Source organism: Aidingimonas halophila (genome assembly GCF_900106955.1).
GTDB classification, from domain to species: Bacteria; Pseudomonadota; Gammaproteobacteria; order Pseudomonadales; family Halomonadaceae; genus Aidingimonas; species Aidingimonas halophila.
Genome location: NZ_FNNI01000007.1, coordinates 348,152 through 365,299, shown reverse-complemented (window position 1 = coordinate 365,299; position 17,148 = coordinate 348,152). Strand labels below are relative to the sequence as shown.

The window sequence follows — 17,148 nt, the reverse complement described above, 5'->3', positions numbered from 1 at the left end:
TCGGCCAGTTCACAGGCCTTGTCGACTTCGGCCTTGCTGCCGCCGGCGTAGGTCGGTTCCAGCGTCTCGCCGGTGGCAGGGTTGATGGCGTTGATCGGCTTGCTGTTGCCCGAAACGGCCTGTTGGCCGATGGTCATCTCACCTTTAACCGTCACAATTCCTCCTTCAGGCTTCCTGATATTTCGCGTACATATTGCGTGCACGAGTCAAGTGTTGAAGCATCATCTCTCGTGCCGATGCCGCATCACGTGACAACACCGCCTCCAGAATATAGGCGTGCTCTTCCACCACACGTTCCAGATACTTCTCTGTCGATTCCGTATTGATTTCCACACTCATCAATTTGGCACGTGGAATGACGCTCTGGCTTAGCTGTTCATAAAACAAGCGGAAAAAAGGATTCTTGGTGGCAATGGCTATCGCATAATGAAACTCGTAATCTTCCACCCTGGCTTGGGATTTCTCGTGATAGGCACGAATGAAATCGTCATGACGCTGCCTCAGAGCAAGTCGGTCGCTTTCGTCATGCCGAATGGCAGCCAGTTCCGCTGCTGCCGGTTCAAGATTCAATCGCAGCTCCAGGATATGAAGAATGTCTTCGACAGTCGTGGCACTGATACGCTCGGCCGGCATTGCTTCAATGGGGGCTGCTCGTAATACCGTCGTACCGACACCCCGACGGGTTTCGACCAGTCCCAGTGATTTGAGGTGTGTAATGGCTTCTCGAATCACGGTACGACTCACCCCGAACGAATCGCAAAGGCTATTTTCCGTAGGTAATTTATTTCCCACGGTTATCTTTCCTTGCGTGATCAGGGTTTCAAGCTGATCAGCCACGTGCAGCGACAAGCTCCCTTCACGGGACACCCGCTGAACATCGAGCTGTGCAAACTCCGCCGAGACATCGGTATTTCTGGCCATCATGCCACCTGCCAACAAAAGTATGACTTTTAATTTATTCTATCACTCCAGCGGCAGTTAACGAACCATTGCCGGCGTCTTGGGGTCAAACTCCCAGCCAGGGATCAAGAATTGCATGGCCATGGCATCATCACGTTGGACCACATCCAGACTATTATAGAGCCGATGCGCCGCCATCAACTGCTCTTCATCAATCTCAATGCCCAACCCTGGTGTCCTCGGCACTGTCAGCTTGCCATCCTCGATCTGGAACGGCGCCTTGGTGATACGTTGACCGTCCTGCCAGATCCAGTGCGTGTCGATCGCCGTGATATGTCCCGGGCAGGCCGCAGCCACGTGCGTCATCATTGCCAACGAGATATCGAAGTGGTTGTTACTATGCGACCCCCAGGTCATGCCCCACTCATGGCACAGTTCACCGACCATGACTGCGCCCTGCATTGTCCAGAAATGACAATCCGCCAAGGGAATATCGACGGAATTGAGCTGAACGGCATACTGCAACTGTTTGAAATCCGTCGCGATCATGTTAGTTGCCGTGGGCAGTCCGGTACGCTTTCGGAACTCGGCCATGGTTTCCCGTCCGGAATAGCCGCCTTCCTGACCACAAGGATCCTCGGCATAACTCAGCAAATCACGGATCGGCGTCAGCACACGTACCGCTTCATCAAGTGACCAGGCACCATTGGGGTCCAGTGTCAGACGCGCCTCCGGAAAGGCCTCATGGAGAGCGCGAATGCAGTCAGCTTCCTCGTCACCACGCAACACACCGCCCTTGAGCTTGAAATCCTTGAAGCCATAACGCTCATAAGCTGCCTTGGCCAACTCGGCCACGGCATCCGGCGTCAACGCTTCACGATAGCGGATTTCGTCCCAGGCATCCTTGGGGTCGGTCGCTTCGGGATATGGCAGATCGGTCTTGTCGGGATCCCCCAACAGGAACAGATAGCCCAGCGCTTCCACCTCGTCGCGCTGGCGACCATACTGACCCAGTAGATCGGCAACCGGGAGTTCGACCGCCTGGCCATATAGATCCAGCAAGGCCGACTCAATGCCAGTGATGACGTGAACCGCCACGCGCAGGTCGAACGTCTGACGCCCTCGCTCTTCACGACCATTGCTTGCCAGCGTCATGCGCACCTGGTTCAGTGTCTGCTTGATCGCATTGACCTGCGAGCCTTCCACCCGTTCGCGGCACTGCTCCAGTCCCTTGAGAATGCCGGCGCTGGAAGGTATCTCTCCGACGCCCTGGCGTCCCGCACTGTCCTCGAGAATAACCACACAACGAATGAACCAAGGTGCATGCCCACCACTAAGGTTAAGAAGGAAGCCATCATAGCCGGCCACGGGTACGACACGCATCTTGGTGATTTCAGGAAACATCATTATCCATCCTATCGATTCAGTCTTTCCGATCCACTATCAAGCCACTACTACCGCCGCTCGAGGCTGGATCATCATTCGTATGCCAGTCGTCGTCATGTCACGGGCGCTGGATTGAAAAGCACCAGATCGTTATGCAAGCCCAGACGATCGGCTGCCACTTGTTTTCTACCACTGGCGACATCCAGAATGAGGTGGAAAAGTTCCCAACCTATATCTTCGATACTCGCCTCACCGGTCGCGATACGTCCGGCATCGATGTCGATCAGATCATGCCAACGACGTCCCAGCGTAGAATTGGTCGACATCTTGATCACGGGCGCCATGGGCAAGCCATAGGGAGTACCACGCCCGGTCGTGAATACCTGCAGGTTCATCCCCGCCGCCAGCTGCAAGGTGCCGCACACGAAGTCACTGGCCGGTGTAGCGGCAAACGTCAGCCCTTTACGACGAATTCGCTCTCCCGGTCCCAGCACGTCAACGATCGGACTATTGCCGGACTTGATGATCGAACCGAGCGCTTTCTCGACAACGTTGCTAAGGCCTCCGCGCTTGTTGCCGGGCGAAGGATTGGCGCTACGGTCGGCCTTGCCTCCCTCGAGGTACGCGTCGTACCAAGCCATCTCGCGCAGTAGCGCCCGACCGACGCCTTCATCGACTGCACGAGGTGTCAGCAGATGTATGGCGTCGCGTACCTCGGTAACCTCCGAAAACATCACGCTCCCGCCGGCACGTACGATCAAATCGGTAGCGTAACCCACGGCCGGGTTGGCAGTGACACCCGAAAACGCATCGCTACCGCCGCACTGCATTCCCACGACAAGCTCGGATAAAGAGCATGTCTCGCGACGGCGACGATCGAGTTTCTGCAGATGCCGTTCGGCCATGTCCATGATGCTGTCGACCATCTCCGAGAAACTGGTCAACGACTCGTCCTGCAGTTGCAGGGTATCCGCCGACAACTCGGCATCCTCGGTCGTGTCATGGATACGTACTGGCTGCTCTCCCTGTTCATCGGCCACCAGCCGGGAAGGTTGCAACTTTTCACACCCCAATCCGATCACCATCACCTCGCCGCCAAAATTGGGATTGCGAGCGATATTCTGGAGGGTGCGAATCGGGACGATAGCGGCCGGGGCATTGATCGCCACACCGCAGCCATAGCTATGGTTCAGTGCCACCACGTCATCCACATTGGGATAACGTGGCAGCAGTTCCTGTTTGATGCGTGCGACAACATGGTCGGTCACACCGGCCACACATTGAACGCTGGTAGTAATCCCCAGGACATTTTTGGTGCCGACGGTGCCGTCCGGATTGCGAAACCCCTCGAAGGTATACCCCGTCAACGGCTCCACCGATGGCGAAGGACGGGTCGCCAAGGGCAACTCGTCCAGCCCGGGAGCTTGTGGTAGCTGCAATTGGGCTTCCTTGATGCAGTCACCACGTTCAATCGGTTCAAGCGCCGTACCGATCACCTCGCCATAGCGAATAATCGACTCTCCGCAGGGAATATCCATCAAGGCCACCTTGTGTCCGGCCGGTGCCGACATCGTCAACACAGTGCCATCATCCAGGCTATCCCCTTCATGCAGCCCTCCGGGATTCACGACGATAGCCACATTGTCCTTGTCATGAACCTTGATAACGAGATTTGTCTTCATGGTCTTCCCGGTTCAGCCTTTTCAGGTTCAGGTTTACGTCTCAGCCTCGGAAGACTGCTGACGACGGCCCTTGATGTGCAGATAGATGGAAAAGGCAATAGACATAAAGATCAGCCCCCACAAGAACATGGCAATTGGGCTTTTCGTGAAGAAAATCATGAAATCCCCATATGACTCCAGACTTTTCACGAAGTAGATTTCCGCCGAGCCACCCAGAATGAATCCGATGATCAATGGAGGTATCTCGATACCGACTTTATGCGCCACATATCCAAAAATACCGAACATAAAGAGTGTCCATACATCAAACATAATGCCGTAATTTATCGCGTACGCCCCAACAACACACATCATGATGATGATGGGATAAAGAATATACTTCGGTACGGCCACCACTTTGGCGATATGTTTGATGGCGAAAAACATGATGGCAAACATGACGAAATTAGCCACCAACAACGCAAAAACCATGGTATACCAAGTATCCAGGTTATCACCGATGAATAGAGGGCCGACCTGAATACCTTGAAGCGTAAATGCGCCAATCAGTATGGCAGTCGTGCTATCACCGGGAATACCTAGCGACAACAAAGGAATCAAGGCACCGCCGGTCAAGCCATTGTTGGAAGATTCCGAAGCGACAATCCCTTGAGGTGCGCCTTTACCCATTTGTGAAGAGTCGCGAGAAAAATTCTTCTCCTGCGTATAGGCGAGAACAGAGGCAGCGCTACCGCCCACACCGGGTAGCATACCAACGAAAGTCCCGATTGAAGAGGAGCGAATCAAGTTGGTTAACTTCCCCTTGAAGACGCTCATGGAAAACTGAGCCTGGCCCGACATCTTCAACGACTGGCTTGAAATCTCTTTCTTGACCCCTTTCTCCGCTTCAATCAACACGGTTCCTAAACCAAAGAGCCCGATAAGAACCGGTAGCAACGAAAACCCACTCTCCAGATAGGGTTCCATGAAGTCGAACATCAGACGGATTTCACCGTTTCCACCATCGGATATATCGTAGGTACCGATAAGACTGAGCCAAACGCCCAGAATGCCGCTGAAGATCCCCATCAACATATTACCCGACAGGGAAGCAATAACCGTCAGTGCCAGAAAGATGATAAGGAATTTCTCGACATAAGAGAACTTGATGGCAAAATCAGAGAGAACCGGCGCGAAAAGAAAAAGCAGAATGGCACTGAACACTCCACCAAAAAGTGATGCCACGATACCAATCTTTAGAGCGCGTTCACCTTCCCCATTTTTAGCCATGGGGTAACCATCGAACGTCGTCGTAATCGATGAAGGTGTGCCAGGGATTTTCAGTAATATTGCGGGAACCATACCCCCGGTTATCCCTCCGACATATAACCCTAACAACAGGGCCAAACCGTTGGTCAGATCCAGAGCGTATGTCAGCGGCAAACAGACGGCAACTGCCATCGTTGCTGTCATTCCCGGTATCGAGCCAAAAATAATACCTACCAGAACGCCAAAAGCGATCAGCAGGAAAAAAAGTGGCGATAGAGCAGAGAGAAATTCCATGCTTACTCAACCTCTACTGGATTATGGTAGGGTAATATCAAACAGCCTGGCTAATACGAACCATGCCAATAGCGGTGAAACCAACGACACAATCACGATTTTTGTCACCGTTGCTTTGGTAATCTCATGCACGTACATCATCCCCATCAGGAATATGAATGGCATGGAGACAAACAAGAATCCGAATCCCATATTGGGGAACCAGCTCCCTACCACATCCATCATGATGAAGTAGAGTGCAACCAGAACTATGGTTCCGAAGAACTTGAATTTATGAAATTCCTCCAGATCCAGAAGCTCAGTCATTCCCCCGGAGCGATATTTGGACATGATGGGCCGTGCATATTTCATGAGCACCAACACAAACAGCCCGCCTAACAACCAAGTAATAATCCTTGGGAAAAACAGATGAGACTGGTCGAAGGGAATTGTGATCTCAAACATTGACAAGAAATTACCCTCCACTATCAAAATAACGGCCTGTATCGAAGTCGATAGAGGAATGAGAAAGAATGATAAGGCCGGCAAGACACGCCGGCCTTATCATTACAAATTATGAATCAATCGACTCAATAATTTCTTTGTATTCATTCATTTTTTGCTTCAGGTCTTCTCTTGACTCATCGGAAGGCTTGAAGTTGGGAATGAAGAATGATTGCTTTTGTGTTTCCTGGATCTCACCTTCGTCGTAGATGTCAGCCAATGCCTCATCCATATAATCGACGATTTCCTGATCCATATCCTTGTTGTAGATGAAGAAGAACTCTTTATCGAAGGTAAAGTTCTTTTCACCGTCCTGGGTCACGGTCACGTTAGGCTCCGTGTACTCAAGCAGTTCTTCGCGAGTCGTTTCTCCCATCCCCTCTTCGAGGGTCTGCTTGATTGTATCTTCGCGAGCCGTCAGCCAGATGAACTTCATCGCCTTCTGGTCGTCTTCTTCCAGGCGAGTGAACTGTTCGTTGGACTGGACCGATCCATTGATGACATCCGCCAGGCCATCGAACATCTGCTGGTTCTTGTCCGACTGAGAGCCGGAGTTGACGGCGACCAGGTTCTCCTCGGCCCCCGGATGTTCGATACGAATGGCATTCTTCATGGCACTGAAGCCGATTTCCGACACACCGCCTGGCTGAATGGAAACGCGTACACGCTCCCCATCGGCTACCGCCTCCTTGATGTCATCGAAACTGTCGTAAGGAGAGTCCTTCGGGACGAGATACGCATTACCGGGATTGATGGCGATGGACGGTCCGACATTGAACTCTTCAAACACGTTGTCGTAGCCGCGAACACCATACAGATGGCCGAGATACGACATATCGTGGAAGATCATCATGGTATTGCCATCGTCGTTGCGCTCAAGCGTCTTGAACGCCTCGGTGGCACCGACGGCATCGACCTTGACGTTCATGTCCAGCTTGTCGGACAACTCCTGCGCGACGATCTCTGAGTTTTGATATGTATCGCCGCCCGTTGATGTCGAGCCGATCACGATGCGCAGATTGCCATCGATCGGCGCGTCATCCTGCGCCATGGCGGTGCTGGTAACAGCAGAGCCAGCCAGCGCGACGGACAAAGCAAGAATTGTTTTTTTCATGCGTACACCTCATTGAGCTGCGTGGGTTTTTACCATTACAGGTTGCGTGCTGTGCCAATCAGCGTTTCCAGCTGCTGGCGCTCCTCGGAAGTCGGCATCGTCAACGGCGCCCGGACAGACCCCGCCGACCGGCCGATGAGCTCCGCGCCCGCCTTGACCAGGCTGACGGCGTAACCCGCCTTCCGGTCCCTGAGCTCCACAAAGGGAATGAAGAATTCGTTGGTGATCTCGCGCACCACTTCACTATTCCCCTTGCGAAGTTCCCTATAGAACTTCACTGCCATCTCCGGCACGAAATTGAATACCGCCGAAGAGTACGTGTTGACGCCAATCGAGAGATACGCCTCTGCGAAAATCTCCGCCGTCGGCACACCGCCGACATACGCCAGGCGATCCCCGACCGACTTCACGATCTTGTTCAGCAACTGCATGTCGCCCTTGCCATCCTTCAACCCGACCAGATTGGGGCATGCGTCGGCCAGTTGCTGCACGGCATCCGCCTGCAATACGCCATTGCCGCGGTTGTAATAGATGATGCTGATATCAGTGGACGCACAGATACGACGCGCGTATTCGACCAATCCGTCCTGCGGGCATTCCGTCAGATACGGCGGCATCAACAACACGCCATCAGCGCCAGCCTCTTCGGCCGCCCGGACATAGTCCTGGGCCGCTCCGACACTCAGCCCGGCACTGGCTATCACCGGCAGCTTGCCGTCTACCACCTCGACGGCGGCGCTGACGATACGGCGAAAATCCTCCAGCGTCAGATTGAAAAACTCGCCGGTGCCCCCGGCAACGAAGACCGCTGAAATGTCGTGACTGATGAACCACTCCAGCCGTCGGCGATAGCTCGCTTCGTCGAAGCGGCCTTCACTGTCGAAATCCGTCACAGGAAACGACAGCAGACCGTCACTGATCGCTTGCTTGACTGCTTCTCCGGAAAACGTCACCAGGTTACCCTCTCGTGCTTCTGAATGTTGGACGCCCCCAATGTCAGGGGGGAGCTATTGGATGCGTTGCTCTAAGTAATACATCATACAACATACAAACTAGCGTCGTGAGTCATACCAGGCAAGAACGAATCGCGTATTTACAACTAAAGTTCAACCCTGGATCGCAGCAGGGGCAACGGCGTACGATCCCGACGATCAATCATCGGGATGCCCCATTGCAGCGAATTTACCCCCTTGATACACCACCGCGGGATTCTGGGGATCAAGGCCGGTATCTGTTACTTCCGTCTCGGCACGCCAAGGTTCGGAACTATCCTGTGGGACCCATCCCAGAAATCGCGAGCGCGAATTATCCCACCACTGCTCGGCATTGTTTGACGCGCCATACATCACTGTGTGGCCTAGCTTTGGAGCGGCAAAGGCTCGCTGGAGCAATGTGATGAAGTCCTCGAGACTCAGCCAGGTAGCCATCATCCGGGTATCGGCGGGCTTATCGAAACAGGAACCGATTCTGACACTCAGCGTTTCCAGGCCAAATTTGTCATGGTAGAGACTCGCCAGGTCTTCACCGAAGCACTTGGAAACGCCATAGAGCGAATCCGGCTTGTGCGGCACATGGGTATCCAGTGTCTGGGTGCGCTCATAATAGCCGATGGTGTGATTGGAGCTGGCGAACACAATGCGTGGCCTACCTAGCTGACGGGCGGCTTCGTAGAGGTTATAGGTACCCACGATATTGGCGTTGAGGATACGTTGCCATGGCTGCTCAACGGATATGCCGCCCAGATGAACGATCCCGTCACAACCGTCCACCAGGGATTGTACTGCTTGCTGATCGGAAAGTTCCGCTTTCACGAGTTCCTCATGTGACGCCGCCTCGCCAAGATCGGCAATATCGGAAAGTCGCACCTGTTTGGCGAGCCGTGTCAGATGAGGGCGCAGGCGGCCACCCAACCCTCCGGCAGCACCGGTCACCAGAATTCTCTCAAGCATGATGCTCTCCCTATCGTGATCCAAAGACAAAAGCGTATGACGCTTTCACTGGAAGCCATAGAGTGTCGCGGGGTTATCCACCAGAATCTTCCGGTGATGTTCCGGTGCCGCCCACTCGAGCAATACATCGAGCTGTTCGGCATCGTCGGGATAGTCTTCCCGGGACACCCTCGCGTGTGGCCAGTTGCTCCCCCAGATAATGCGTTCAGGCGCATGAGCGATGATTCGACGGGCAATCGCGCCGACATCTTCATAATGCGGCCCACCGCTCAGGCTGGCTTCATAACCGGCACAGATCTTGACCCAGGCATTTCCACGGTCCAGCAGGCGCAGAATATGATCGACCCGTTCGTCATCCGCCGGTACCGGGTCCATGAACTTGCCGATATGGTCCATAATGTAGTCGCACTCGAGCCGGCGCAGTCCCTCGACATACTCATCGAGATAACGCCCATTGAATTGCACCATCAAGTGCCAGCCCAGTGGACGGATCACTCGCTCGACCTCATGCATGTGATCCGTACTCACGGCCCCGCCGTGCAGGTTCATGATCCGGGCGCCTCGCACGCCGTGATCGTGCCAGGCACGCAGTTCGTCTTCAGGGGTGTCAGGCGTGACAACGGCCACACCACGAGACGAATGGGTACCGATTTCACTGAGGGCCTCCAGCAATGCCCGATTATCGAACTGGTAGGCATTGGGTTGCGTCACGACCACACGCTCCAACCCCAAACGTGCCTGAACACGACGGTAATCCGCCACCGTCGCCAAGTCGGCTATCGGAGAATCGGCGGATTGTGATTGATACCCCGGTAAATAGAGGTGAATATGACAATCGGTTGCGCCAGGGGGTGTTTTCAGCGACGGGGGCGGTCCATCCAGGGGTCTGGTGTTCGACGAAACAGGATCCATGAGTCAAGACTCCTTAAGAGCAAACTGCGCCAGGGCATCACGGTTGATATCGATTCCCAGCCCTGGCCCATCGGGAATCGTGACTACGCCTCGTTCATGTTCCAGCGGAGCGGTCACCACCGATTGCCTGAACGGGTTCTCCGTGCGATCGAACTCCAGGATGGGTTCGATGGGGTCTCGTCTCGGCGGATTGGGCAACAGCGACGCCGCGAATTGCAGACTGGCCGCAATACAAACGGCCGTGCCCCATACATGGGGCACGAGACGTACCCCATGCATGGCCGCCATATCGGCGACTCGCCGCATCTCCGTGAAACCGCCGACACCACAGATATCAGGCTGGAGGATGTCCACGGCACGTGTTTCCAAGGGCGCCTGCATCGCATAACGACCATGCCACGTTTCCCCTCCCGCCACGGCTAACGGTTGGCCGGCACGTACCGCCCGGTAGGTATCAATCTGTTCGGGCAAGACGGGTTCCTCGAACCAGTCGACATCGAACTCCGAAGCCCGCTTCCCGACCTCCAGGGCTTCCAGCAAATCGTACCCATGGTTGGCATCGATCATGAGCCGCATGTCAGGCCCTATCGCCTCGCGCACCGCGGCAATGACGGCCAGATCTTCCTCGACATCAAAGCCGATCTTGATCTTGACCGCGTGAAAGCCTTCCTGGCGATACCCCGCCACCTCTCGAGCTATATCAGTCACTCGATCAACGCCAGCCCTGCGAAATGACCCCGTCGCGTACGCTTTCACCGTGTCACGAATTCTTGCCCCCAGCAGGGTCGAAATCGGCACCCCGAGATGCTTCCCTTTGATATCCCACAAGGCGATGTCGATACCGCTCAGTGCCGTCACCGTCAAGCCGCGCTGACCCTGGTCGCGTAATCGATTGTACAAGTCCAGCCAGAGCCACTCCGTGTGCAAGGGGTTCTGACCGATCAGCGCCTTTGAATAGGCTTCGACCACAGCCGCATTGAGCCTTGCCGGCCCCAGACATTCCCCCCAACCGGTGGTGCCGTCCTCGCATACCACCTCGACCAGGCAATGCTGGCGCCTGTCGAAATGCATGGACGCACTCTCGAAATGGGTATCCAGTGGATAATCGAGTAGATGCGTATGTACGGACTGCACCTTCATATCGCGATTCCTCTATCTCTATTCTCGTTACCAGCCGAAACGATAGACGCTCCGTTATTCGAAGAAGTCGGGTAGCGTCATCGAGATGGCCGGGACATAGGTGACCAGCATCAGCGTCAGGAACAACGCCATATAGAACGGCCAGATGGTACGGACGGCCTGCTCGATCTTGATCTCACCAATCACGCAACCGACGAACAGACATGCGCCCACCGGTGGCGTGCATAGCCCGAGGCCGAGATTCATCATCAGCATGATGCCGAACTGGATCGGGTCCATGCCGGCCTGCACAGCCACGGGGAGGAAAATCGGCGTACATATCAGGATCAAGGCGGCCATATCCATGATCATGCCCAGCCCCAACAGGAGCAGGTTCAGCATCAGCAGGATGGCCAGGGGATTATCGGAAATGGCGGTCAACGCACCGGTCAGCAACTCGGGCACATTGTAAAGCGCCAGGAGGTAGGAAAACGCCGATGCACATCCCACCAGAATCATGACCAGCGCCGTTGTCTTCACCGACTGGTAGACAGCCGCCTTGAACGATTCCCAACGCAGCTCGCGATATACCAGTGCCGTGACCACGATGGCATAGATCGCCCCGAAGGCACCGGACTCGGTAACGGTCAAGATACCTGACAACACTCCGCCCACGATGATAATCGCAGTAAACAACCCCGGTAATGCTGCGAACAGGCTGACAATCAGAGCCTCCCACCCTGGAAAGGCCTCCCCCTGATAACCGCGACGTACCGCCACGATATAAGCCACGACAGCCAGGGCCAGACACATCAGGATTCCCGGCACGATACCGGCGATGAACAATTGGGTGACGGAAATGCCACCCCCCGCCGCCACCGCGTAGAGAATCATGTTATGACTGGGAGGGATCACGACGCCCGCGACCGATGACGTCACCGTCACATTCACGGCGTAGTCGGAGTCATAGCCCTTCTCCTTCATCACGGGTACCAACAACGAACCCAACGCTGATGTATCGGCCACGGCGGAGCCGGAAATCCCCCCGAACAGCATGGACGAACTGACATTGACGATCCCCAGGCCACCCCGTAGCTTGCCGACCATCGCGGAAGCCAATCTCACCAGCCGCTTGGAAATACCGCCCTGGAGCATGAGCTCGCCGGCGAAAATAAAGAAGGGAATCGCCAACAGGGAGAAGACGGAAATGCCCGACAGAATCCGCTGAAATGCAACGAAGACGGGCAACCCCTCATACATGAATGTCCCGACAGCCGCCACGCCTACGGCGAATGCTACCGGAGCGCCTGCTATCAGCCCCAGGAAGAACAGGCCAAAAAGGATCACAAGACCCATATCGACTCCTTTTCAATGGCGGCTCAAGACCATCCGTTTGATCATGTCGCTCCCGGAAAACAGCACCATCAAGGCACCACACACAGCCAATGGCGCCGCACGCCAGCTTTCGGAAATACCAATCATGGGAATCGCCCGTTCCAGGTTCGTCATGACCAGCAGCCACCCCTGGTACACCATGCAGATACCGAAACCGATGACGAACAGGTCGGCAATGGTATGCAGCAGCTTTCGCCAAAAAGGTGGCAAGCTAGCCCGGATGAAATCGATATTGAGGTGGGTATGGTGTCTGACACCAACAGCCGTTCCCAGGCAAGTGATATACACGACCATCACCAGCGATGCCTGCTCCACCCAGGTCGGCGTATCATTCAAGACATAACGTCCGAACACGAGCCAACCGAAGATGGCAATCAGCAGCACGATAAGTATGCCGGCCACCATGAGGCAGAACTTGGCGATGCCATCAAGGAGCGGGTCAAGTCTCGACCAGATACCGAGACTATTCCTCGTCTCTTGCTCAGGAAACATCGTCATAGAGAAGCCCCCTTCCCCTGGGAGGCGAACACTCCCAGGGGATATGCCAGAGAATCAGATCGTGTCCTGAATGTCGCTTACCAGGGATTCCAGATCCGGATTCTCCTCGAGGAACTGGTCATAGACCGGCTGCATCTTCTCCTGGAAGGCCGACTTGTCCTTCACTTCATTGATTTCAACACCATCGTCCTCGACGATCTGTCGACTTTCCTCGGAGCCTTCCGTCCAGAGCTCGCGCTGCAACTCGGCTGCCGCCAGGGCCTCTTCACGCACGATGTCCTGATCCTCATCGGACAACGAGTCCCACTTGGATTTGGCTATGCAGATACACTCGGGGATGATCAGATGCTCGGTCAGGGAGTAATACTTTGAAACCTCGTAATGGTTGCTGGATTCAAAGGAGGGGAAGTTATTCTCCGCGCCATCGATAACGCCTGTCTTGAGTGACTGATAGACCTCACCATACGCCATGGGAGTCGCGTTACCATCCAACGCTTCAATCATGTCGACATAGAGGTCGTTATTCATCACTCGGATCTTGAGCCCTTCCACGTCGCTCGGCTCTTCAACAGGACGGTCCGTGTTATACAAGCTACGTGCACCGGAATCGAACCAGGACAAGGCAACGAGATTCTTCTCTTCAAGCGCATCGGCAAAGCGCCGGCCAATATCGCCATCCATGACGTCGTGCATATGTTCACGACTACTGAACAGGAACGGCAAGGAAAGCACATTGGTTTCGTTAACGATAGGTCCCATCGGCCCCATGTTGAAATTGCCGAATGCAAGGGCTCCGCTACGCGCCTGCTCGATGGCATCCGGTTGATCACCAAGCACCCCATTGTTATACATCTTCGGCTCGATACGCCCTTCCGTGCGCTCCGCCACCTTGTCGGCGAACGATTCCAGCGCTTCGGTATTCGGGTACCCTTCGGGATGAATATTCCATCCCCGCCACTCCTCTGCGTGAGCGGAGACCGACATCAGGGCTAATGCACCTGCTGAAGCCACTGACAGTAAATTGGCATTCATCGACATCTTCTTGAGCATGACGCTTTCCTCCCGGTTGGTCACTCTTATAATTGTTGTGGCGTTGCCTCGGCTCTGGTCTCGTCGGCGCCACTTGACGATTCTCGTCGTCACTCCATTGACTGCTTGCTGACAAGCCGTGCCGTGTCTTTATTATTGTAATACATCATACATCGGATAACGTAGGAGACAGTCTGAACGGTGAGCAAGTACAATAGCGGCAATTTAGACCAAAGTTGAGCCTTGGCGTCATAACGACATACGTCGCAAATTGATACTTGTTACCCGTTAACTCAATGATTCATTGTAAAAAACCATCTCCTCATATCGTGAACATCATCGACGACATATATCGCCTGCCCCTCGATATCACTATCACACTTCTCCACTCGCACCTCCTCTCCTGTGCGATCTGCTGGTCAACACAGCGGAGAACGTCTGAATGAGCCTGCTCGACGTCTTTTTCGGGACATTGGATGTCACGTTACCCGTATTCGCCATGGTCTTCCTGGGATTGGCGCTTAAGCGTGTCGGCTGGATAGACCGCAACTTTGTCGATACGGCATCGGCACTGGTTTTCAAGGCCACCATGCCCACCTTGATTTTCCTGAGCCTGATTCGCGCCGATCTGGGAGAAGCATTTGACCCTGAGTTAATGGCGTTTTTTGCCGCCACTACCCTGGGACTGTTTCTATTGAGCTGGGGCTGGTCGCTATGGCGGGTCACACCGGCAGAACGCGGCGTATACGTTCAGGGGGCATTCCGCGGCAATTGCGGCATTGTCGGGCTCGCGCTGGCGGCCAGCATGTATGGTGATTATGGCTTGTCGGCGGGCGGCTTACTGCTGGGCGTGGTGATCCTCAGCTACAATGTGTTTTCTGTCTTGATACTCGCCATCTACAGCGAGAGCCATCAAGCCGATTGGCAGCACATCCTTCGCCATATCGCACGCAACCCGTTGATCCTTGCGGTATTGGCCGCCTTGCCATTCATGTGGCTCGATATCGGACTACCACGCTGGGTGATGACATCAGGCGATTACTTCGCGTCTCTAACGTTGCCATTGGCCTTGATCTGCATTGGTGCCACCCTATCCATACGCGGTATCAAAGCGTCGCGTGACGTTGCCGTGGGAGCCAGCCTGATGAAAATGGTCACGCTTCCACTGCTGGGAACGCTGGCCGCCTGGTGGGTGGGCTTTTCCGGCCGGCAGCTAGGCTTGCTATTTCTCTACTTTGCCAGCCCGACAGCGGCCGCCAGTTTCGTCATGGTCAAGGCCATGGGGGGTGACGCAAGGCTGGCAGCCAATATCATTGCCATCAGCACCCTGATGGCAAGCCTGACCATTACCAGTGGTGTCTTTGCACTGCGTGTCTTCGGCTTGATCTGAAGTCGCCTCGGTCACGAGCTGAAACTGCCCAGGCCCTGCAGCGATCTTCGAACAGCGCTTCAGGGCCTGGTATGACATAGATACGGTTAGTAATGATAAAACTGGTGATAAACCTACTCTGCAAGCTCCCTCGGCGACTGAAAGCCTATCAAATCAGCACAACCCGCCGCCCAAACGTCAGCCTGCAAACCAACGACACCGGCAGCGGGAAACCCACCCCCCAGACTGCGCTCGCCATCAACCAAACGCGCTGTGAGTTCCCCAACCAGAGGCATATGACTAACCAGCAGCCAAGGCACTCCTTCGCCATTGATCTGCAACCACTCGATGACATCCTCGACCGGATCATCCGGGGTAATCAATGCCAAGGTTTCCGGCGTCACTCCTAGTCTTTCCGCGATAATATCCGCGGTTTGCTGGGCACGGGCATACGGACTGACAGCCAGGCGCAACTCCCGCTTGACGGCAGGTTCCAGCACGATATCGAGCCAACCGGCCATTTTTTCCACATCCCGACGCCCGGTCTCTGTCAGGTCGCGAAGGTGATCGGGTCGTCCTGGAGCGGCTTCACCGTGACGCATGATCCAGAGGGCATCAGTCATGCTCGTCTTCCTCCAATTTTCGTGCCTGCTGAACCGCTTCCCGCGAGAGGATAAACTCGACATCACTGCTCTGCTCACCCTGCATCAGCATTCTCGCCATATCACGGGCCGGCACACCCTTGAAGAGCACCTGATAGAGCCCCTCGGCGATCGGCATGTAGACACCGTCCTGGCGAGCCCGGTTACAAACCAAGCGTACGGTATTGACGCCTTCGGCAACCTGCCCTAGCGCCTCGACAGCGTCATCCAGGGTTTTGCCTTCGCCAAGCGCGAATCCCACACGGTAGTTGCGCGAGAGGGCCGAAGAGCAAGTGACGATCAGATCGCCGACACCAGCCAGTCCCAGGAACGTCATGGGATTGGCCCCTTGTTCAACGGCAAAGCGACTCATTTCGGCCAATGCCCGTGTCATCAGCATACTCCGGGTGTTCTCACCCATACCCAATGCAGCCGCCATGCCGGCTGCGATGGCATAGATATTCTTCAACGCCCCGCCAAGCTCGACGCCATAGCGATCATTGCTGGCATAAACTCGAAAGTACTCACATCCCAACAGACTTTGCACACGGGCACGCGTCAGCGGATCATCACTGGCAATAACGGTAGCGGTCAGATGCTTATCTGCGATCTCAGAAGCCAGGTTCGGTCCAGACAATACCCCGATATGCGAAAAGCCCGTCTCACGCTCGAGAATCTGGCTCATCAACAGGAAACCGTCTTCTTCAATACCTTTTGCCGTACTGACGAGTATCTGATCCGGTGACAACCAGGGACGCGCCTCCCTGACGACATCACGGAAGGCCTTGGAGGGAATCGCGACGAGGACCAGTTCGGCCCCCTCGATCGCCAGACGCATGTCATTGACGGCCACGACCGCTGGGTTGATCGCGTAATCCGGCAGATAACGGGAATTACGGTGGTCACGGTTGATCTCATCCACCAAATCGGGGTCACGCAGCCATTGCTGCACCGCTGCACCATTGTCAGCGGCAATACTGGCCAGTGCCGTGCCGAAACTTCCTCCGCCCAATACAGCGACCTTGATAGCCTGCTCGGACATGAACCTTCCCTAGTGCTGCTGATAGATAGTGCCATTGTAACCAACGAAGGGAGGAACTTGCGCCCCTCCCTTCATGCCGATATCGGT

At 55.0% G+C, this 17,148-nt stretch carries 16 protein-coding genes; 1 reads left to right on the top strand and 15 read right to left on the bottom strand.

Annotated elements, in window-relative coordinates; translation table 11 throughout:
- Positions 1-165: 165 nt before the first annotated feature.
- From BLW01_RS15300 to BLW01_RS15240, 13 genes are all read right to left on the bottom strand, one after another.
- Positions 166-921 (bottom strand): FadR/GntR family transcriptional regulator, encoded by a 756-nt coding sequence (locus BLW01_RS15300; protein WP_092571208.1) that lies wholly within the window; start codon positions 919-921, stop codon positions 166-168.
- A 57-nt stretch (positions 922-978) separates the two neighbouring features.
- A complete protein-coding gene (locus BLW01_RS15295) occupies positions 979-2,304 on the bottom strand; it encodes an enolase C-terminal domain-like protein (RefSeq protein ID WP_092571271.1) in 1,326 nt (441 codons plus the stop codon).
- A gap of 95 nt (positions 2,305-2,399) precedes the next feature.
- Complete coding sequence (gene garD / locus BLW01_RS15290; RefSeq protein WP_092571207.1) at positions 2,400-3,968, bottom strand: galactarate dehydratase; 1,569 nt, start codon at positions 3,966-3,968, stop codon at positions 2,400-2,402.
- Positions 3,969-4,001: 33 nt separating this feature from the next.
- Complete coding sequence (locus tag BLW01_RS15285) at positions 4,002-5,510, bottom strand: tripartite tricarboxylate transporter permease (protein WP_092571205.1); 1,509 nt, start codon at positions 5,508-5,510, stop codon at positions 4,002-4,004.
- Between the two features lie 21 nt (positions 5,511-5,531).
- The gene (locus BLW01_RS15280; protein ID WP_229806477.1) at positions 5,532-5,954 is read right to left on the bottom strand and encodes a tripartite tricarboxylate transporter TctB family protein; all 423 of its coding nucleotides are present in this window, start codon (positions 5,952-5,954) and stop codon (positions 5,532-5,534) included.
- A 109-nt stretch (positions 5,955-6,063) separates the two neighbouring features.
- A complete protein-coding gene (locus BLW01_RS15275) occupies positions 6,064-7,107 on the bottom strand; it encodes a type 2 periplasmic-binding domain-containing protein (protein WP_092571204.1) in 1,044 nt (347 codons plus the stop codon).
- Positions 7,108-7,142: 35 nt separating this feature from the next.
- Positions 7,143-8,060 carry a 5-dehydro-4-deoxyglucarate dehydratase gene (kdgD, locus tag BLW01_RS15270; RefSeq protein ID WP_092571203.1) on the bottom strand — a complete coding sequence of 306 codons (918 nt, stop codon included), beginning with the start codon at positions 8,058-8,060 and terminating at the stop codon, positions 7,143-7,145.
- A gap of 198 nt (positions 8,061-8,258) precedes the next feature.
- On the bottom strand, positions 8,259-9,056 hold the full coding sequence (locus BLW01_RS15265; protein WP_092571202.1) for an NAD-dependent epimerase/dehydratase family protein: 798 nt from the start codon (positions 9,054-9,056) through the stop codon (positions 8,259-8,261).
- Positions 9,057-9,101: 45 nt separating this feature from the next.
- A complete protein-coding gene (locus tag BLW01_RS15260; protein WP_092571201.1) occupies positions 9,102-9,968 on the bottom strand; it encodes an amidohydrolase family protein in 867 nt (288 codons plus the stop codon).
- Positions 9,969-9,971: 3 nt separating this feature from the next.
- The gene (locus BLW01_RS15255; RefSeq protein WP_092571200.1) at positions 9,972-11,108 is read right to left on the bottom strand and encodes a mandelate racemase/muconate lactonizing enzyme family protein; all 1,137 of its coding nucleotides are present in this window, start codon (positions 11,106-11,108) and stop codon (positions 9,972-9,974) included.
- A gap of 54 nt (positions 11,109-11,162) precedes the next feature.
- Positions 11,163-12,443, bottom strand: coding sequence for a TRAP transporter large permease (locus BLW01_RS15250; RefSeq protein ID WP_092571199.1), 1,281 nt, complete (start codon positions 12,441-12,443; stop codon positions 11,163-11,165).
- A gap of 12 nt (positions 12,444-12,455) precedes the next feature.
- Complete coding sequence (locus BLW01_RS15245) at positions 12,456-12,980, bottom strand: TRAP transporter small permease (RefSeq protein WP_092571198.1); 525 nt, start codon at positions 12,978-12,980, stop codon at positions 12,456-12,458.
- 54 nt (positions 12,981-13,034) lie between these two features.
- Positions 13,035-14,030: a TRAP transporter substrate-binding protein gene (locus tag BLW01_RS15240; protein ID WP_092571197.1), complete on the bottom strand. Its 996-nt coding sequence runs from the start codon at positions 14,028-14,030 to the stop codon at positions 13,035-13,037.
- 421 nt (positions 14,031-14,451) lie between these two features.
- Here BLW01_RS15240 and BLW01_RS15235 point away from each other — a divergent pair, with 421 nt between their 5' ends.
- Positions 14,452-15,399, top strand: a complete 948-nt coding sequence (locus BLW01_RS15235) for an AEC family transporter (RefSeq protein WP_092571196.1) — start codon at positions 14,452-14,454, stop codon at positions 15,397-15,399.
- 113 nt (positions 15,400-15,512) lie between these two features.
- Here the strand turns inward: BLW01_RS15235 and sixA are convergent, their stop codons facing one another.
- Both sixA and BLW01_RS15225 read right to left on the bottom strand, forming a co-directional pair.
- The gene (gene sixA, locus BLW01_RS15230; protein ID WP_092571194.1) at positions 15,513-16,001 is read right to left on the bottom strand and encodes a phosphohistidine phosphatase SixA; all 489 of its coding nucleotides are present in this window, start codon (positions 15,999-16,001) and stop codon (positions 15,513-15,515) included.
- Positions 15,994-17,061, bottom strand: a complete 1,068-nt coding sequence (locus tag BLW01_RS15225; protein WP_092571192.1) for an NAD(P)H-dependent glycerol-3-phosphate dehydrogenase — start codon at positions 17,059-17,061, stop codon at positions 15,994-15,996. The genes sixA and BLW01_RS15225 overlap by 8 nt, the downstream gene beginning before the upstream one ends.
- Positions 17,062-17,148: the final 87 nt, after the last annotated feature.